Raw genomic sequence first — 18,382 nt, 5'->3', positions numbered from 1 at the left:
AATGACCGTCAAGAAAAAATATGGTTCAGCTAATCGATATTTGGGTATCAAGCTCAAGAGGGGCGGTCATTCTCACATTCGCGGTTTAGTGTCGGGGGGGGAAGTCGACCATAAGACCGAAGAGCATCAGATTCAAGCTTATTCTGGTTTTTTTGTTAGCAATGGGTCCTTTGTTATGCATTCAGATATGCGTAAATGTGGAGATGTATCTGAAAACACATGAAGCCATTGCACATCAGCAAATTGCCATTTTGTCTGGTGATCCGGTGATAGTAGGTCCAAGGCATATATGGCTTGAGAGCACGGCTGCCACATCTATTTGGGGGCTGATCGTGATTTATGTGGCAGGTAAGCGGATATCACGTCCTGTCAAGAGGTTTGTGCGAACTGCTGCGGCAATGACTGCGGGTGATTTCCGGAGGCCGGTCACCGTTAAGACCGGTGATGAATTGCAGGTGCTGGGCGAGGCTTTCAACAGCCTCGGCGAGAGTTTGGTCGAGCATGAGCTGGCATTGAAGCGGCAGTCCGTGATGTTGTCGGGTATGATGGAAGCAGTAAGGTCTGTATCTTCTTCTTTGGATGTAAAGACATGCGGCAAATCTATCGCTAAAGCTGTGTGTGCACATTTAGGTGCAGATGGTTCGGTTGTTTTTATGAAAAACGTTACCGATGGTGGTCTCAAGACGCTGGGTTTTTGCGGTCATTGTCAGAAGGTCGCCTGGAAGCGTCTGGCGAACCATGCAGCGGACTCAGGCGGATATCTGGTCATAACGGAGCATAATGCAGCCCAGTCTGATGCCGGTGTGTTATTGGTGGGTGTGCCTCTTTCCGCTGGTTCAGAAACTATTGGTTCGATAGTGGCGAGGTTTTCACAGGGAATCAGCCGTGACGATTTGAAGTTGGGAAGCATCAAGAGTGATCTGCTCATCACATTTGGGATACACGCAGCAGCAGCTATTGTAAATGCCCGGATGCACTCTGAGACTGAGAAATACTCTGAGGTCCTTGAAGACTGGGTCGAGCATCTTTCGGCAGTGATGGAGGTGACCAATGCGATATCTCCGTCTTTGAATCTGGACGAGACTCTGACTGCGCTTGCTGGCGCCACGACTGCAGCTATGGGCGCTGATGATTGTGCGATATATCTTATCAGCAACAGCGGCAAACTGGTCTCAAAAAATTCCTGCACCGGCTGGCATGCCAGTGTACTGTCCTCCGGCATCGAACCAGGAGAATTAATTACAGGCAGAGCGTTTAAGCAGCAGCGTCACTATGTATGCTGTGATATGACGAAGAGTCTTGATGCGAATATCAGACAGATATCGGAACGCACGGGCAGTCGATCGGCTATGAGCGCTCCGCTAATTGTGGAGAACCAGGCGCTTGGGGCGATTACTGTGTATAACAAAGAGCCTCATAATTTTACCACCAGAGAGATCAGGCTTCTTACTTCGATAGCGCTTCATGCGGCGGTGATTGTGTGCAATGCCGGTCTTTACACTCGCCAGGCATCCATAGCGGAGCAATTGCAGAGCAGCCTGGTGTCGGAGGCTCCCGAATCGTGTATGGGTCTGAATTTTGCTGCCAGATATATACCGGCTCTGAACGAAGCGCGTGTCGGTGGCGATTTTTATGATGTATTTGTGCTTCCGAACGATAAGGTTGCGCTGGTTATAGCGGACGTGTCGGGCAAGGGGCTTATGGCAGCGATTCATCTGGCTGCCTGCAAGCACATGCTCAAGGCAATGTTATTTGAGTATCCTGACGACCCAGCTTATGCGATGGGTGAGCTAAACAATGCAATGAACCATTTCTTTGAGCTCAGTTTCTTCATGACTGCGTTTTGTGGGATCATAGATCCGACCGATGAGACACTTGTATATGCAAATGCTGGTCATCCTCCCGCGCTGCTGATAACCGAGCAGGGAAAGATGCAGCATCTGCTTGCGGGAACAGGTATTCCCGCCGGTTCGGGTCAGGATTGTAAATATGACAAGATCCGGGTCAGGTTCCATTCATCCGATACACTTTTGCTCTACACAGATGGAGTAACCGATGCCGTGAATGATGGAAATATGCTTGGGGTGGAAGGCATACAGAGAATGGTTTTCGAGGCAATGCCGTGTTCGCCGCGTGATCTGATAGAATATATTTGCGGCCAGCTGTGCAATGAGACAAATTTCACAAAGAGGGATGACATAGCCCTGCTTGCTGCGGCGTATGGCGGCGCCATGCAAAGCAAGGATGCTTCACATGGAGGTTCACGTGAACAGAGACACTCTATCACAACCCACTCTTTTTGATAATGACAAATGTGTCGACAATGAGGTTCAGACCCTCGTTATCTCACGTGACTTGTCATATGAAAATGCGGCTGACGTGATCCAGGCTGTAACTTCGTCGCTTGCGAAACAGCCTTGTGAGATAAAGTTGGATATGAGCCGGGTGAGCCTGATCGACAGCAGTGGGTTGAGGGCGCTCTTGCAGAGCCGCAAGCTGTGCGAGGAGTCAAACACCGAATTTAGTCTACTAGGTGTTTGCGCTGCCGTAGAGCGAGTGATAGCCATGAGTGGTTTCGCTGGAATTTTTGGCATGCGGCAGATTGAGCAGGACACCTACGTACGTGGTGACAGCGGCACTGTTCCGCCGGATAACGAAGAGTGGAAAGTGCTGGAGTGCCAGTCGATAAGCGATTCTCTAATGGTCTCTGTGCTCAGGAGCAAGATAATGAATGTGGCTGCTGCTGCCGGTGCAAGCGGTGACATCTTCTGCGATATTCAAATTGCTGTCGGCGAAGCGTTGACCAACGCCTTCAGGCATGGTTCACCCAATAAAGGTGTGGACAAGATCAAGTTGCGATGCATGACATGTTCAAGAGCCATTGTCATCGAGATTGAGGATGAGGGCGAGCCGTTCGACTCCGAATCCATATGTGAGCCGGACCCGTCATGTCTGCGCGATCATGGCATGGGCATATTTTTGATGCGGCGTGCGATGGATGTGGTGGAGTTCCATACGCATTGCCCTGGAAACCGTGTCAGAATGATCAAATGGCTGAACTGCTAAGTGAATCACGGTCGGTCGCTTGCATACCACTATAGTTTTTCGCACAGTAAAACCACATACAAACGTGCAATTTACTGACCGTAAATTGCTTAGCCCGCATTATTCACGAGGAACGTGAATAATGCTCTCAGAGACCAGCGCATAATACGGGCTAAATTAACCTCAATACATAATTCAACTGTGCTTCAATAATCACCCTCAAGATTTTCGACACATTATCTATTGACGCGGACATTTTTCGGTAGTAGAATGAAATGTAAGCGGTTACATTCAACCTTACAAGTGGCGAAAAACATGTCTAATCAAAGCAATACAATTACAATACGCGAGGTTGCGTCAGACGCTCGTGTAAGCACAGCCACAGTCTCGAGGGCGCTCAACGAGCCATGGCGTGTAAAGACGGACACACGTAACAAGGTCAATGCCAGTGTTGTGAAGCTCGGCTACACGCCAAATCCACGTGCGCGGTTGCTTGCCCGGGGTAATTCCGGTACGATCTGTTTTTTGTTGTGCAACAGGCCGTTTATTCACTCGGTTCATGCTGAAATTTTGCAAGGTGCATCACGCGAAGCTGACGCGATGGGTGTGCAGGTAGTCTATGCGACTTGCACCTATTCTCCTGATGCTTTGCCATCTGATATCGAGATGCCCAGGATTATAGGGGCTTGCAGGCTGGTTGATGGGATTATTTTGGCTGGGACAAACTATCCCAACATGATGGCAGCAATAGATGAGCTGGATTTACCCTATGTAGTATTTGGCACGAACCTTATAACCGAAAGCGACGTTAAGGTTGATAACGGCATTTATGTTGATGACGTGGACGGTGGTTATCAGGCGACTGTGCATCTGCTCTCTCTTGGTCATCGCAAGATCAGGTTTATCGGTGACACATCGCTGCCCTGGTATCGCAGGAGATATGCAGGCTTTGCAATGGCTATGGCTGAGGCTGGACTCGACAATCCGTCTCCGATTGGTTATGCTGCCGAAGGTGAACTGGTGATGGGCTTTAATGCAGTCAACGATCTCTACGAAAACGGTGAGGAGTTTACTGCTCTGTTTATCGGCGGTGATATGGGCGCATATGGGGCGATGAAGGCTTTGCTCAATAGAGGTGTGAGAATTCCTGAAGAGGTAAGTGTTGTGGGCTTTAATGACGAAGAGATTTCCCAGCTTGCCGAGCCGCCGCTCACGACGATCCGTGCGCCAAAGGAAGATGTGGGTGCTCAGTGCATACACCTGCTCAATGATGTCATCTCTTCCGGTTCTGCGCGAAATCGACCCGAGATGCTCTCTGTTCAACTGGTATTGAGACTTTCGACTGCCAGACCGGCGGAGATGAGAAAGGAGTAGAGCTAAATCTATTGGACTAGTAGGGAATCTGTTTTAGACCTGACGCTGCAATATAGATCCTCCATGGTTGATCGCGCGATATCCGCAGGTTTTTCAGAACTTATTATTCCAAGCTACGATCGGGCTGTCCATATGCGCCCGAAACAGAACAACTGGACGAATATCAAACAACTATAAAGGGGAAAGAAACAGTGACGAAGTTTAAAAGCGCCGAGGTGGCCTTGAACCTCGTAATGGACGCAGATGACCGAACAGAGGGCATGATGGCAGGTTGGGATATCGAGCTTGCCCGTCAAAAGATGCTCTTTTTCACAACACCAGACGAATTCTCGGCAGTCTACGAGGGAGTAGTCAGACCGTTAAATGCCAAGTTTCCTGCAAGTGGGTCGGCGTTAAAGACCCGTGCGATCTCATTTATGCTTGGCATAGCAGAGTCACTGCTTTCACCGATTGAACTGCACCATAATCTGTGCAGTGATAAGTTATTTGGCTGCTCAAAAATGAGCGATGACGACGTTGCAAGATATCGCAAAGCTTCGGCTGATTTGGTGCGCGACTGGGCCAAGCAGGACAAGAATGCATTTTTAAGCGTAACCAAACTCATCAAAGTCGAGGACATGGCTGCCAACAAGGGCGACAATCTTTTTGCTGCATGGGCGCTTAAGTGGCAGGACGAGAATGGCCGTGATCCATATGCAAGTGTGGATGATTACCTGACATGCTTTGGCGCACTCTATCAGCGTGGTATGTATTATCCCGATCTATATTTTGCTCGTGAAGACGGCAAGACCAAGACCCAGTTCTTTAATGATTATGGCATGCAGGCGTTGCGCTGCCGCAGAATGGGCAGTCTCGGCGGCACCACCAACCCCGCAATCGCGCTCGGCGGCGAGGATGACATGTCCGGCATATCCAATATCTGGGGCAAGACTACAACAGACTTTATTTGCTCTGTGCCCAACAAGTGGCATAACGTGCGCAAACTCATTGCGGCGGAGCAAGTCGAGAAGAGTGAAGCGGACGACTGGGGCGCCACCAAGTTCACCGAATGGGTCGTGGTGGACGCAATGCTTGGTCTAAGATCGATATTCCTGCTGCGGGGTCTGGGTCGAGTCGCATTCCAGCTAAGGCCGGACTGGCACAACGATGAGAAGAAACTTACATACGCGGGCGGCGAGATTTACGATATCCTCTGCTCTCGCGTAAAGATATTCGATGACATCCTGCTCGATGGAGCAGATGAAAAATACAAGCAGATTGCCAAGCCGAGGGTCGGGGTGTCGAACAATCACTTCAAGGTCGCATGCACCGGCCAGGCGTGTCTGAACGTGGTCAGGAGCTTCAATTCCGGTCACAGCGAGAACTATCCTGATGCCCTCAAGCATCGTATGTTCACCAACGTAACTCTCTCATATGAAGTATCTCAGATGTATGCTGCATCGATGGCCACAGAGAACGGCATTCGTGACTATGAGAAGCGCGCAGGCGAAAAGGTCGACGACGGCGAGGGCGGCTCCGTCATCACAAGTATGATCGGTCGTTTCAACGATGCCATACGCGACTATCGTGTAAAGTCTCTCATTGCCGCCTTGCCGGGGTCGAGTAAATTCAAGAGCATCGAGCCGGCGTCGGTCAAGAAACTGACTGATGCATCAGTCAATAATGCCGAGTTTGTGGCTGAAGCAAAGGCTGCCGGAATCGATTTCGACCCGACATCCGAGGAAGACGCGATAGACCGTGCGGGCACTTTGTGCACCAAGCGCGTAGTCATGCTGCTTGAGAAGAACGAGGGTCTCAAGCGGACTCGAATTCTCACTGCCTCCAAACGCAATTTCTTCCAGAACACCGAGCTGTTGGACGTGCCGTTCTCGACGGATTTCGGCAACATCCAGCGCATGTATCTCAATGTGATGCCACTTGAGGTTACCGACTGGAAGACACTGTACGAGGACATGGGTGAAAATGGATATCCCAAGCCGGGCAGCATCTGGGCAAAGCGCAGTGAGACGCTGACAAAGATTTGGCCGGACTGGACCAAGGTCTTTGAAGTGGCCACAGTCAAGCCCGAGGAGTATGAGGGTGCGATATATGTCCAGCCGACCTTGAAGCAGTTCATCGGCATGTGGAACGAGAACATCGCTCGCGCAAAGAAATTTGCCGGTAAAGTAAATAAATAATCGTGCACAGGTGAGCGGCAGCAGTTGATGGGCTTTCGGTTCTCAACTCTCCGCTCTCTGTCGTTTTGAAGGAGCAGTGAGAGATGCCAAAACTAATGATTCCCGGTCCAACCGAGGTCAGTGAGCAAGCCAGACAAAAAATGGCACTGCCGACCAGACCGCACTATGGCACGCAGTGGTCAGCGTTCTATTTTCAGGTAGTCGACAAGCTCAAGAAAGTATTCCAGACCCAAAACGATCTGTTCGTGCTTGCGGCGACTTCATCCGGCGCGATGGAGCTGTCTGTCAGCCATGCGGTCGAGCCGGGCGATAAGATACTTATTTGCAATAACGGTTTCTTCGGTGACCGCTTTGAGGACATGGCTAAGCACTATGGCATAGTCACGGTCACCACCCGCAGCGAATACGGCCAGCCGATAAGGGGCGAACAGGTCCGTGAGGCCATCAAGAAGGACCCGGATATCAAGGCTCTGGCTATAGTCCATAACGAGTCTTCGACAGCAGTCGAGTCTCCGCTTGCAGAGATAACATCTGTCGCCCAGGAATATGGCGTATTGACCATAGTGGACTGTGTATCGAGCATGGGCGGCGTGGATATTCCCACTGACAAACTCGGCATCGATTTCTGTATCAGCGGCAGCCAGAAGTGCTTTGGATCACCTGCAGGTCTTGGCTTTGTATCAGTCAGCGATAAAGCATGGAAGACAATCGAATCTCGCAAGACCCAGGTTCCGAGTTGGTATCTCAATTTGATTACTCTCAGAGATTATCAGAAACAGTGGACCAACTGGCATCCCGAAGGCCCGAACACCGCGCCGGTTGCGTTGTATCTTGCTCTCAATCAGGCACTCGATGAGATTTTTGCAGAGGGCTTGCCTGCGCGTTTTGCCCGCCACACCCTGGTTCGCGATGCTTTCCGTGAAGCCATTAAGGCCATGGGCCTCAAGCTCTTTGTCGGTGACGACTGGGCCAGCCGGACTCTGACAGGTCTCTGCCTGCCGGACGGCATTGATGGCGAAGCAGTCAGAAACAAGATCGAAAGCAAGCATGATATACTGCTTGCAGGCGGGCTGGGAGCGACTGCCAATTCTATCATTCGTGTTGGCCACCTATCAATGACCGCAACACCGGAGTATATAGTGCCTACGCTGATGGCGCTGGAGACCGAACTGGCAGCAGCAGGCGCAAAGATCAACAAAGGTGCATCAGTCGAGGCATTCGTAAGGAAATATGGTGCATGAAAAAGCTGCGTGTAGGCATCGTTGGTCTCGGAGATTTTGGCGAGTTGCATGTGACGGCTTTCTCGCAAATCCCGTATGTCGAGATCACGCGTGTCTGCTCGCGCACAGCTTCCCGCGCGCAGGAGGTTGCCGACAAATACAATGTTCCGGCAATCAGCACGGACTATGAGCAGTTTGCGTCATCCGATGATGTTGATATCGTCAGTGTGGCGACTTTGAGCCGGGATCATAGAGTGCCCAGTGTGACTGCGCTCGAATGCGGCAAACATGTGCTGCTCGAAAAACCGATTGCAGACAGCCTGGAAGACGCCGAAGCAATAGCTGCGGCGGCAAAGCGGAGCACCGGCAAGTTTATGACTGCTCATATCTGCCGTTTCATGCCGCCGTATGCGCATGCCAAGTCCATGATCGACTCCGGCAAGCTGGGCGATATATCGATGATCCAGGCATATCGTAACAATCACTACACGACTCTTTCGCCGGGTCGAAAGCTGAACCCCATGCGCGAGACAGCCATACACGACATCGATCTTGCACTGTGGTTTACTGGCAGCGATGTGGAAGAGTGCAGCGGCTACAAGCGCTGTAATCAGTCCGATAAAGAGGCCGACAGCACACTGGCGGTGGTGAAATTGGCCAATGGGACTTTGTGTTCGTTTGCATCATCCTGGATGGGTCGCGATGCGATGCCTGCGGGTCTCGACGCTATGATGAAGATCATCGGCACAAAAGGCGAGATCGAGATCAAAATGCCCCCGGACAACTTCCGCTTTATCGATGATGCGAAGCATACCAATTTCAATCCTGAGACTTCTCTGGACCCGATAATCCTGAGGCAGTCGGCTCTGGCTGCCGAGATCGAGTATTTCCTGCGCTGCGTCCTGGATGATAAAGAGCCTGATGTGGTTACGCCGGAAGATGCACTAAAGACTCTAAGGGCTTCAATCAAAATAGACGAAAACTGCGTCTGATTTAGTAATTGAGATTTTGTATTGATTATTGTTGTGTGTGATATCGGTACGCTAAGTTCGGGCGCGATATCTGATCGCGCTCGAAACAGAACGTCCGGCCTGGAGATCGTCGGGGATTTAAATCCCCGACGCACGTATTTGGGACTTTAGTCCCTGAACCAGTTTCGTGATTCAGATGAGTATTCAACAACCGTCATTCCGAACGCAGTGAGGAATCTGCTTTGCGCGAACGTTCCAATAATCGCGAGGTAGGCAAAATGAGTATATACGATGCGCACATACATCTGTTTGAAAAACCGTATTGCGACCTGTTCGACAACTCGCACATAAAAGACGGCATTGACGGCAACCTGCACCTATATGAGCAATATAGAGCAAGTTTCGACATAGACGGCGCATTTGTAATATGTTACGAAGACGGCGACTGCCCGCGCAACAACTCCTTTGTAGAATCAATAAAACCGGGCCGCGGCTGGATATATTCATTTGCTCACACAAAGCCCAATCCCTCGACAATGCTTGACGACGCAAAGCGTTTTCATAATCGCGGCCACTTTGGCTTGAGCTGCTATCCAGATAGGGATGACGATCTGGCATGGTTTACTTCTCCAGAGATGTATGGTTTCTGGGACTACTTGCAGGAAATCCGTATGCCCATCAGCTTTAACCTGAGTGCATTCCAGTGCGCGCCAATAGTCAATGTGCTGAAGCAGAGACGTGATGCCACTGTGCTGATAAGCCATATGGCCAGACCGAAGGTTACAAACGGCAAGCTGGATGAGGATGATTATGAGCCACTGCTTCGCCTGGCAGAGTGCGATGGAGCGTATGTGAAACTCTCGGGTTTCTATGCGTTTGTCGCGGACGGCTGGAGATATCCCCAAAGCGAGCTTTTCACAGTCGTGGACAAATTAAGGGACACATTTGGCTCAAAGAGACTGCTTTTTGCATCGGATTTCTCGCCTGTGCTCGAACACAGCACATATCGCCAGGCGCTGGAGCTTTTGAGGGTCGAGTATAAGGGCTTTACCCCAGATCAGTTGGAAGATATTTATTGCAATAACGCGCGCAGTATAATAGCGCAGCGAGGAGAATTAAATGGCAATCGTTGAACAGATCGGTCCATATCGAATAGTGGACCTGAGCAAGCACGTATACCCCGAAAAAGAGACCAGGCGCTGTCACCTAAGGCGTTTCTATCAGGACTGGACCAAGGACTATCACACTGATATGGACCTTGAATCGCATCTGGGCACTCACGTCGAGACTCCGGTCCACTACAAGGACGGCTGGAAAGATATTCTCGATTTACCTCTGACTGCATTTATAGGCCGCACGGTCGTCCTGGACCTGGATATCGAGCCGAAAGCGCCGGTCACAGCAGCGGTTTTGGACAAGGCCGATAAGGGACGCGTACGCGAGGGCGACGCCATTATCGTGAAGAGTCCATACCACTGCGTGCCCTTCTCTGATGATCCGAACGACCAGAGACCGTATTTGTGCCGTGAGTCGGGCGACTGGTTTGCCGCAAAGAAGGTCAAGTGCATAGGCTTTGGCGATTCCGTAGCCATAGAGCACACAGTCAAGGATGCATGCGATGTGCACGAAGCCGTCATGCCTCACGATATCACCTTCCTGGAGGTCATGCAGAACCTGGACGAACTAAAGTCGGACGTATTCCTGATGGTCTTTATGCCCATGCCGATCAAGGGTCTGGACTCATGCTGCGTCAGGCCGGTTGCGATAGAGGGCGTGCCGGGGTTCACCGAATGACTGACGCAAAATCCATATTAGAAGACATGATCGCAATTCCGAGTGTGAACCCGGCGGGCAGAAGTGACCTGTCGCCCGATATCGTCGGTGAGGCGCGCATGGCAGATTATGTAGAAGACTTCATACGCAAACTCGGCGTCGACCTGATCGTGCAAAAGACGGGCAGTAATGGCGAGCGCAATGTCGGCGGCATGCTCTTTCGAGGCAAAGACCGCAAAACTATAATATTGCAGTCGCACATGGACACAGTCGGCATTGGAGATAACAAAAACCTGCTGGTTCCAAGGGAAGATGGCGGCAGGATATATGGACGCGGCGCGTGTGACGACAAGGGCAGCCTTTCCGCAATGCTCTCAGCCTTGGCCATTGCTGCCGATAAGCCGGCTGGTGAGTATAACATAGCCGTGGTCGGTGTGACGGACGAGGAATACAGTTGGCATGGCAGCACCACTCTTGTCGCGCAGGCTCCGACCGCCGGTGCGTATTTCGGTATTGTAGGCGAGCCGACCGGCTGCAAGCTGGTGCATGGTTATAAGGGGCTTGCCCGCTGGCGTATTGCCACTACGGGTGTCAGCGCTCACAGTTCACAGCCTGAAAAGGGAAAAAATGCCATCTATCGCATGGCCAAGGTCCTTAATGTGCTGGAAGAGTATGGCAGCGAGCTTGCCGGTATGGTAGACGATAAACTGGGAGCAGAGACGGTTTCTGTTGGAGTTATTCGAGGCGGCAGCGCTGTCAATGTCGTGCCGGATTACTGCGAGATAGAGATAGACAGACGCCTTACCAGGCATACTACTCCTCAGCAGGCAAAGCAGTTTATCGATGATTACTTAAAAAAACATGGCATCACACAAAACTACACTATGTCTGATTTTACTGATGCGCAGGTTGCGGCGGTTGTCGATGAGGACCATGCAGTGGTAGAATTGCTCAGACGTATATGTCGCGACCAGGGCCTTGATGACGGCCTGATAACCGTAGGCTTCGGCTCGGACGCATATCGCATGAACGATGCGGGCATTCCAACGGTAGTCTGGGGACCGGGCAATATAGACGTGGCTCATGGCGACAACGAATACGTCGATTTGCAAGAAATAGAACAGGCCACTGCCTTTTATTCGGAGGTGATGTCGGCCTGATATCAAGCACTAGAGATAGTTTAGTAATACGGGAATGATCTTGGGGCTTTGCCCCAAACCCTACCCAAATTGAATTGTTCACACAATCGCATATCTAGTCGGAGTGAACAATTCAATTTGCCAGAGACTCTGTCTCTGGACTCTGCAAGGAAACCAGGTTTCCTTGACCTTCTGACCCGAACTTGATTGTCCCCCTTTTTGTGGGGGACAATCAAGTTCGAGATGGGGGTCCAGGGGCCACTCGGCTCCTGGCGGGATCCAAGGGCAGCGCCCTTGGTGGGAGTCTGAGGGTGAAACCCTCAGCATCTTTTCATAACACTAACACTTTCTAGCACTAGGTGGTAAAAATGGTCAACAGACAACGCACAAAGATCAGCTCAGAGTGGATGTTTTACAAGGGCAGCGTCCAGAGTGCGAATGAGCGCGATTTCAATGATAAAGACTGGCAGAGTGTTAATCTGCCTCACGATTACAGCATAGAAGGTCCCCCAAATCAGGAAAACTATTCCTGGGGCGGCTACCTTCCCAAAGGCCCCGGCTGGTATCGCAAATATCTGCCGTCCATGCCCGATGACGGTCGGAGGGTCTACCTCGAATTCGAGGGTGTATTCAAGAACTGCACCGTTTGGGTCAACGGCACTAAGGTCTATTCTCATCCGTGGGGCTACACAGGTTTTGTAATCGACATTACCAACTTCCTTTGCCATGACGGCAAGCCGGAAGTAATCAGTGTTTTTATCGATGTCGCAAATACAAAGTTCGTGCATGACCCGGGTAACGAGGGCTGGTGGTATGAGGGTTGCGGGATATATCGCAATGTCTGGCTGATATCCACCAATGCCGTTCATATAGACAAATGGGGCACATTCGTGACCACGCCCGAGGTCGATAAGTCACATGCGCTCGCAAATGCAAAAACCACTCTCAGGAATGACACTGACTCCGAGCAGCACGTAACTTTGCAGACGGCTCTGATCGACCCTGACGGCAGCAAGATAGCGACAATATCGAGTGACTGCGTCATACCTGCAGGTTCGAAAATCGATGTTGAGCAAAGCGCTGATATAGACAACCCGACTCTCTGGTCAGTAAATAATCCGGTGTTATATTGCGCCGAATCGAAGGTTATAGTCTCAGGCGAGGTGGTCGATACCTACACCACCGAGTTCGGCATCCGCTGGTTCGAGTTCACATCGGATAGGGGCTTCTTCCTTAATGGCGAGCATATGCAACTCAGGGGAATGGATATCCATGCCGACTGCGGTGGTCTGGGAATGGCGCTGCCCGACCGGGTCAACTATAAGACAATCGAGATTATGAAGCAGATGGGGTGCAATTTCCTGCGTTCGTCCCATCACGATGCCGCTCCATCGCTCATGGAGGCCTGTGACAGGCTGGGAATGCTGGTTTGGGCTGAAACCAGGTACCTCGAGGAAGCCAAGACACCAGTCCCTGCGCTTACGGACCTTATACATCGAAACCGCAACCATCCGAGCATAATCTGCTGGGGTCTGGCAAATACTGCAGGCAGCGAAGATGACACTCTCACCAACGCTCTTAAAGTCCTGAACGATGTTGCTCATAAGCAGGACCCGACTCGACCTACTGCTTTCGGCTGCGAGGGCAACACGGATGCCAATGCGAACGGCTTCGCATTTGTAACGGACATCATGGGCTATAATGGCGGCGGCATGGGCATTGATGACCGTGACCACCAGCTTTATCCGGATCGCAAAATGCTTATAAGCGAATTTTCCTCCGGCCATGGCACGCGCGGAGTATATGAAGAGATTCCATCAGGCACGCTCAACAAACTCGTGCTGGGTGACGGGCGAGTTGTGGAGAGCAATTCGCGATATATCAGCATCTACAAACTCTGCGAGCGGTTTGAAAAAGAATGGACTCACATAGCCGAGCGACCATGGCTTGCCGGGGGCGCGATGTGGTCCGGCATCGAGTATTACGGCGAGACCGTCGGCTGGCCGATAATCACCAGCCAGTTCGGCGTGCTCGACATATGCCGATTTCCAAAGGATACATACTATTACTTCCTGCAGGAGTGGACCAAGGAGCCTATGGTTCATGTCTTCCCGCACTGGACATGGCCCGGCAAAGAGGGTCAGGAGATCGATGTCTGGGGATACACCAACTGCGAGAGCGTTCGCCTTTCCTTGAACGGCAATCTCATAAGCGAAATGCAGCGCAAGCCTCTCACTCATATTGAGTGGAAAGTGCCTTATGAGCCTGGAGTGCTTATTGCAGAGGGCATTGTCGATGGCAAAGTAGCCTGCTCTCAGGAAATACGAACGGCAGGCGAGCCTGCGCAGATTCATGTGAGCGCGGACCGCACCAGTATATCCGCCGACGGCATGGATGTGAGCTTCGTCACCATCAGCATTTATGACCGCGACGGCAACTTCGTTCCGACTGCAGATAATCTGATCGATATACAAATCACCGGTCCGGGCAGGTTGATAGGCTTGAGTTCAGGCGATCCTCGCAGCCATGAGGACCCGAAAGGCTCAAGCGCAAAAACATTCAATGGCCTACTTCTGGCAATTGTCCAAAGTACAGGCGAGCCGGGGGCGATAAGCGTGACTGCTACTTCAGACAGACAGGAGCCTGGGCGCATTGTTGTCACTGCTGAGCCATAAAGAAGGAATACAGACCCATTTGCAGTAAGAATCACTCATAATATTTATCAAAGAGGGATTTGGGAGGGTCTGTAAATGAACGTTTCGGCAAATCTGATCGATAAACTACGTGATCCAAAAGAAAAGACGGCACTTACGTGGTTGCTGGTATGTTCAATTCCGATCTGGATTATGTTTGTCGCCTGGACCATTATCAGTATCGGCGGTTTTTTGCTGATAGTCGGATTTATTGTGCTGATCCGCTTTCTGGCTGAATTGTTTGCGGTGGCGTACATTAAGTCAAATGCGATAGAGGTCAGCGAGAACCAGATTCCGGGCGTATATGAGGCTGCTCGTGTTTGCTGTGAGAAACTGGGGAGCAATCAGCCGGCTGTTTATGTAATGCAAGATGGTTTATGGAATGCCTTTGCCATGAAGTTGGCGGGCAGACGAATTGTTGTGTTGCTCTCAGGAGCTATTGATTCACTGCTGCTTAAGGGCGATATGCGTCAGGTGACGTGGCTTATCGGCCATGAAATCGGCCATCATGCGGCAGGGCATTTGGATTTCTTGTCAAAAACTGCGGAGTTCGGCGCGTGGCTGCCATGGTTGCTGTTATGGTATAAACGTCGCTGTGAACTCACATGCGATAGAATCGGTTTGTATTGCACCGGTGATCCGACAGCATGCCTTACGGCTTTGGCTAATCTGTCTGTCGGCGCTCAGCTTGCTCCTTGTGTGAATATAAATGAAGCAATAGCACAATGGCATCGCCATCAGCATGAGGTATATGTTCGGTATCGAACAATATACTCCACTCATCCGCCTCATCTCTGGCGTATGGAAGAAATGGCGAAGGCAGCAGCGGTGATGGGTATGTTTGCAAGCGCGTCAAACAACTCACCTGCTTCCGATCGGCAACCACCAACGGCCTAAAAAAAACCGCTATCTTTGATGAGCCAGGGAATTTTTCCCTGGCTTCACATTAGCGAGATTCCTTCCGGCATAGCGCCGCCAACTGAATGAGTTCACTACATTAGCGCATATCGGAGCCATAAGCATGCAAACAGATTTCGATAGAGAAAGATCCTGGTGGGATGCGAAAGTGCCTAAAGAAGAATCCGACATGGCGGATGAATCGATCAATCGAGCATTGCGCTGGCGCGAGATTGAACGCCATCTTGATGGAGTGAAAAGTATTCTCGATATTGGAGCAGCTACCGGTGCATTTTCAATTCCCCTTGCCAGGCGAGGGTTCAAGGTTACTCATCTTGATTTCTCACCGGCGATGCTTGAGGTGGCACGATCGAAGGCCGAAGGCATCAAGAACATCGAGTTTGTTGAAGCTAATTCTACTAATCTACCATATGCAGATCGATCGTTCGATCTGGTTATCAACATGGACGGTGCGATTTTTTTTTGCGGTTCAGATGCGAATAGAGCTCTATCGGAAGCATGCCGGGTAACGGGAAAAACTCTTATTGTAACTGTGTCGAATCGCGCAGTTCTGATACCAGGCTGGATAAGGACAAGCATCAGTTCTTTCGACCGCTTTATACCGTCAGTAAAAGAGATGCTTGAAAATGGATTCTGGCATCAGGATCAATTTTCTGAAAATGCAATGTTGTCGAAATGCTGCACAATGGGTTATCTCGGAACCATCAAAGCATTCTTGCCGGATGAATTAAGATCTGTCCTGGAATCACAGCATATGGAAATCACCAGGCTCGGTGGGATCGGTTCACTTGCATGCCTATGTGGCGATGAAGCTGTAAAGCGTATTACTTCTGACCATAATCTCCTATCAGAGTTCGTCGATATGTGTGAGTATTATGATAAGTGTATTATGCCGGAAGGTCCAGGCACTTGGCAGCGTGCAGGACTTATTGCAGTCGCTACACCCGCGGCACGACGTCAGTAATAAAAGCGCCAAAGTTGGAATACTACCCGGCCTATATTGCTCTTGTTAGTTCTCGACTCGGCTGATCCCGAAATCGCAAACGTGCTACAATAGAATATAGTAAAGGCGTTTCGAGGACAAACCATGGCCAATCTAAACCAAACCCCTTCAGGCGAGAGGGTCCACATATCAATATTCGGCAGGCGCAACTCAGGCAAATCCAGCCTGATAAACGCTCTAACCAACCAATCTTTGGCAATTGTTTCTGACGTCGCGGGGACAACAACCGACCCGGTTTCCAAGTCTATGGAGATACTTCCTATAGGGCCGGTGGTGGTGACGGACACCGCCGGTATAGACGATGTAGGCGACCTGGGCAAAAAACGAGTCGAGAAGACTCTGCGTGTGCTTGAGAATACTGATCTTGCGGTGCTGATTATCGAGAGCGGCACCGAGCCTGGCGAGTGGGAAGAGGATATAGTCCGGCGCATCAAAGATCGCGATGTCCCGCTTGTTATCTGTGCCAATAAAACCGATATCAACCCTGACTTTTCAGCAATAAAGAAATGGGCTACCGGCCGCAGTGCCATGTTCGTGCCCGTGAGCGCCGCCACACGCGATGGTATAGAGCAGCTAAAGGCAGCACTGGTGCAAATCTCGCCAATCGCGATTTCCGAACCGACTATAATCGGCGACCTGATCACCGGTGGAGACATAGTCGTGCTGGTGGTCCCGATAGATAAGGCCGCGCCAAAGGGACGGCTGATCCTGCCGCAGGTGATGACAATCCGTGATGCTCTCGATCATGACGCAATCGCAGTCACTGTGAAGGAGCGCGAACTTTATGAGTGTCTTCGTAGCCTCGGACGTAAACCCAAGATTGTCATCACGGACTCCCAGGCATTTCTAAAGGTGGATGCCGATACCCCCAAAGATATCTGGATGACCAGTTTCTCGATTCTGATGGCGCGGTATAAGGGTGATCTGGCCGGTTTTGTCGAAGGTGCCCGTGCGATTGATAGTCTCAAGATAGGCAGCCGCGTGCTCATATCCGAGGGCTGCACACATCACCAGCAGGCAGACGATATAGGCAAAGTGCAGATTCCGCGATGGCTTAGGCAGATGGTCGGTGGCGAATTGGAGTTCGGCTTTGCGTCAGGCAAGGATTTTCCGCCTGATGTGGACAGTTATGACCTGATCGTCCACTGCGGCGGCTGCATGCTCAACCCCCGCGAGATGCGTTACCGCCAGAGAGTGGCATCCGAGGCCGGTGTCCCAATGACGAATTACGGTGTGCTGCTCGCAAAAGTGCATGGCATATTAGAGCGCGCCATTCAGCCGTTTCCACTGGCTCGACTCGCCTTGGAAGAACTGAAAGATACATGTGCTTTCAGGATGGAACGGACCACATGACACGTTTCAAGCGGCGCTTATGTAGGTAAGACATATTTGTTGGCGGCCTGCATATCGCTGTTCGATTGGAGGGCATGTGGAGATGAAGGGATGGATCTACCTGGTGGCATGCGTGGTGTTGCTCGCCGCGCCTTCTAGAATAATTGCCCAGATCATCATGCCTGAGGCGCTTGGCTTTGAGTATTCACTTACTGTGGGTGCATCATTTTCGGTCAACAATGATGTTGATAATTCGACCAGTCCTATGGTCGGGATAGCATGGTATGGGGCTGCGTCGGATGTATTTGGTGAGAATGCAGCGTTCGGGCTTTCTGGTGATTGGATCGGTATCAAGACCAACTCCGATAGAGATGTCTCGCTTGTGCCGATCATGTTCAATTACAAGCGATACGGCCACTTCGGTCCTTATAGGCTATTTACAAATCTTGGCATCGGGATTTTGGCCGCGACGGACAATATTCCTGAGATGCTGATAGATAACGGCGCAAATTTCGGATGGACTGGAGGGTTTGGGATAGATCTCACGAATCAGTTGTTTGGTCAGTTCAGGTTCATCGCTGGCAGTCATACCGGCCAGGACGGCCTGTCGACTATTCAGCTCGGGTATCGGTTCTAACTTGGATTATGCCGGGAGCATCATTCACGTTTCTCGTGAATGATGCGGTAAAACTTAATAGCGTGCACCGTATTGCCAAAAAACCAGACAGGACGCCGTC

The 18,382-nt window shown here is 50.9% G+C and carries 14 protein-coding genes; all 14 read left to right on the top strand.

Features of this window, described 5'->3' with window-relative positions:
- Positions 1-161 precede the first annotated feature (161 nt).
- The 14 genes from LLG46_04620 (at position 162) to LLG46_04555 (ending at position 18,282) form a co-directional block, all read left to right on the top strand.
- Positions 162-2,303, top strand: a complete 2,142-nt coding sequence (locus LLG46_04620; GenBank protein MCE5322585.1) for a SpoIIE family protein phosphatase — start codon at positions 162-164, stop codon at positions 2,301-2,303.
- A complete protein-coding gene (locus tag LLG46_04615) occupies positions 2,266-3,066 on the top strand; it encodes an ATP-binding protein (GenBank protein MCE5322584.1) in 801 nt (266 codons plus the stop codon). The genes LLG46_04620 and LLG46_04615 overlap by 38 nt, the downstream gene beginning before the upstream one ends.
- A gap of 294 nt (positions 3,067-3,360) precedes the next feature.
- Positions 3,361-4,419 carry a LacI family transcriptional regulator gene (locus tag LLG46_04610; protein ID MCE5322583.1) on the top strand — a complete coding sequence of 353 codons (1,059 nt, stop codon included), beginning with the start codon at positions 3,361-3,363 and terminating at the stop codon, positions 4,417-4,419.
- 191 nt (positions 4,420-4,610) lie between these two features.
- Complete coding sequence (locus LLG46_04605) at positions 4,611-6,596, top strand: hypothetical protein (protein MCE5322582.1); 1,986 nt, start codon at positions 4,611-4,613, stop codon at positions 6,594-6,596.
- 83 nt (positions 6,597-6,679) lie between these two features.
- Positions 6,680-7,837: an alanine--glyoxylate aminotransferase family protein gene (locus tag LLG46_04600; GenBank protein MCE5322581.1), complete on the top strand. Its 1,158-nt coding sequence runs from the start codon at positions 6,680-6,682 to the stop codon at positions 7,835-7,837.
- Entirely contained in the window at positions 7,834-8,808 is a 975-nt protein-coding gene (locus LLG46_04595; protein MCE5322580.1) for a Gfo/Idh/MocA family oxidoreductase, read from the top strand. Before LLG46_04600 ends, LLG46_04595 begins: the two co-directional genes overlap by 4 nt.
- A gap of 221 nt (positions 8,809-9,029) precedes the next feature.
- Complete coding sequence (locus LLG46_04590) at positions 9,030-9,920, top strand: amidohydrolase (protein ID MCE5322579.1); 891 nt, start codon at positions 9,030-9,032, stop codon at positions 9,918-9,920.
- Complete coding sequence (locus LLG46_04585; GenBank protein MCE5322578.1) at positions 9,907-10,581, top strand: cyclase family protein; 675 nt, start codon at positions 9,907-9,909, stop codon at positions 10,579-10,581. The genes LLG46_04590 and LLG46_04585 overlap by 14 nt, the downstream gene beginning before the upstream one ends.
- Entirely contained in the window at positions 10,578-11,720 is a 1,143-nt protein-coding gene (locus LLG46_04580) for a M20 family metallopeptidase (GenBank protein ID MCE5322577.1), read from the top strand. Before LLG46_04585 ends, LLG46_04580 begins: the two co-directional genes overlap by 4 nt.
- Before the next feature lie 347 nt (positions 11,721-12,067).
- On the top strand, positions 12,068-14,374 hold the full coding sequence (locus tag LLG46_04575) for a DUF4982 domain-containing protein (GenBank protein ID MCE5322576.1): 2,307 nt from the start codon (positions 12,068-12,070) through the stop codon (positions 14,372-14,374).
- A gap of 75 nt (positions 14,375-14,449) precedes the next feature.
- Entirely contained in the window at positions 14,450-15,289 is an 840-nt protein-coding gene (locus tag LLG46_04570) for a M48 family metallopeptidase (protein MCE5322575.1), read from the top strand.
- 124 nt (positions 15,290-15,413) lie between these two features.
- On the top strand, positions 15,414-16,274 hold the full coding sequence (locus LLG46_04565) for a class I SAM-dependent methyltransferase (protein MCE5322574.1): 861 nt from the start codon (positions 15,414-15,416) through the stop codon (positions 16,272-16,274).
- A 123-nt stretch (positions 16,275-16,397) separates the two neighbouring features.
- A complete protein-coding gene (hydF, locus tag LLG46_04560) occupies positions 16,398-17,666 on the top strand; it encodes a [FeFe] hydrogenase H-cluster maturation GTPase HydF (protein ID MCE5322573.1) in 1,269 nt (422 codons plus the stop codon).
- An 82-nt stretch (positions 17,667-17,748) separates the two neighbouring features.
- On the top strand, positions 17,749-18,282 hold the full coding sequence (locus LLG46_04555) for a hypothetical protein (protein MCE5322572.1): 534 nt from the start codon (positions 17,749-17,751) through the stop codon (positions 18,280-18,282).
- Positions 18,283-18,382: the final 100 nt, after the last annotated feature.

This window comes from bacterium (assembly GCA_021371935.1).
Lineage (GTDB): Bacteria > Armatimonadota > UBA5829 > UBA5829 > UBA5829 > UBA5829.
Note: the sequence above shows the minus strand (reverse complement) of the source record. Positions and strands in the feature narration are given on the sequence as shown.

Coding starts and splice junctions, on each gene's coding strand:
- LLG46_04610 (MCE5322583.1), top strand. CDS start 3,361: ATGTCTAATCAAAGCAATACAATTACAATACGCGAGGTTGCGTCAGAC.
- hydF (MCE5322573.1), top strand. CDS start 16,398: ATGGCCAATCTAAACCAAACCCCTTCAGGCGAGAGGGTCCACATATCA.
- LLG46_04570 (MCE5322575.1), top strand. CDS start 14,450: ATGAACGTTTCGGCAAATCTGATCGATAAACTACGTGATCCAAAAGAA.
- LLG46_04585 (MCE5322578.1), top strand. CDS start 9,907: ATGGCAATCGTTGAACAGATCGGTCCATATCGAATAGTGGACCTGAGC.
- LLG46_04595 (MCE5322580.1), top strand. CDS start 7,834: ATGAAAAAGCTGCGTGTAGGCATCGTTGGTCTCGGAGATTTTGGCGAG.
- LLG46_04600 (MCE5322581.1), top strand. CDS start 6,680: ATGCCAAAACTAATGATTCCCGGTCCAACCGAGGTCAGTGAGCAAGCC.
- LLG46_04620 (MCE5322585.1), top strand. CDS start 162: ATGGGTCCTTTGTTATGCATTCAGATATGCGTAAATGTGGAGATGTAT.
- LLG46_04555 (MCE5322572.1), top strand. CDS start 17,749: ATGAAGGGATGGATCTACCTGGTGGCATGCGTGGTGTTGCTCGCCGCG.
- LLG46_04565 (MCE5322574.1), top strand. CDS start 15,414: ATGCAAACAGATTTCGATAGAGAAAGATCCTGGTGGGATGCGAAAGTG.
- LLG46_04580 (MCE5322577.1), top strand. CDS start 10,578: ATGACTGACGCAAAATCCATATTAGAAGACATGATCGCAATTCCGAGT.
- LLG46_04575 (MCE5322576.1), top strand. CDS start 12,068: ATGGTCAACAGACAACGCACAAAGATCAGCTCAGAGTGGATGTTTTAC.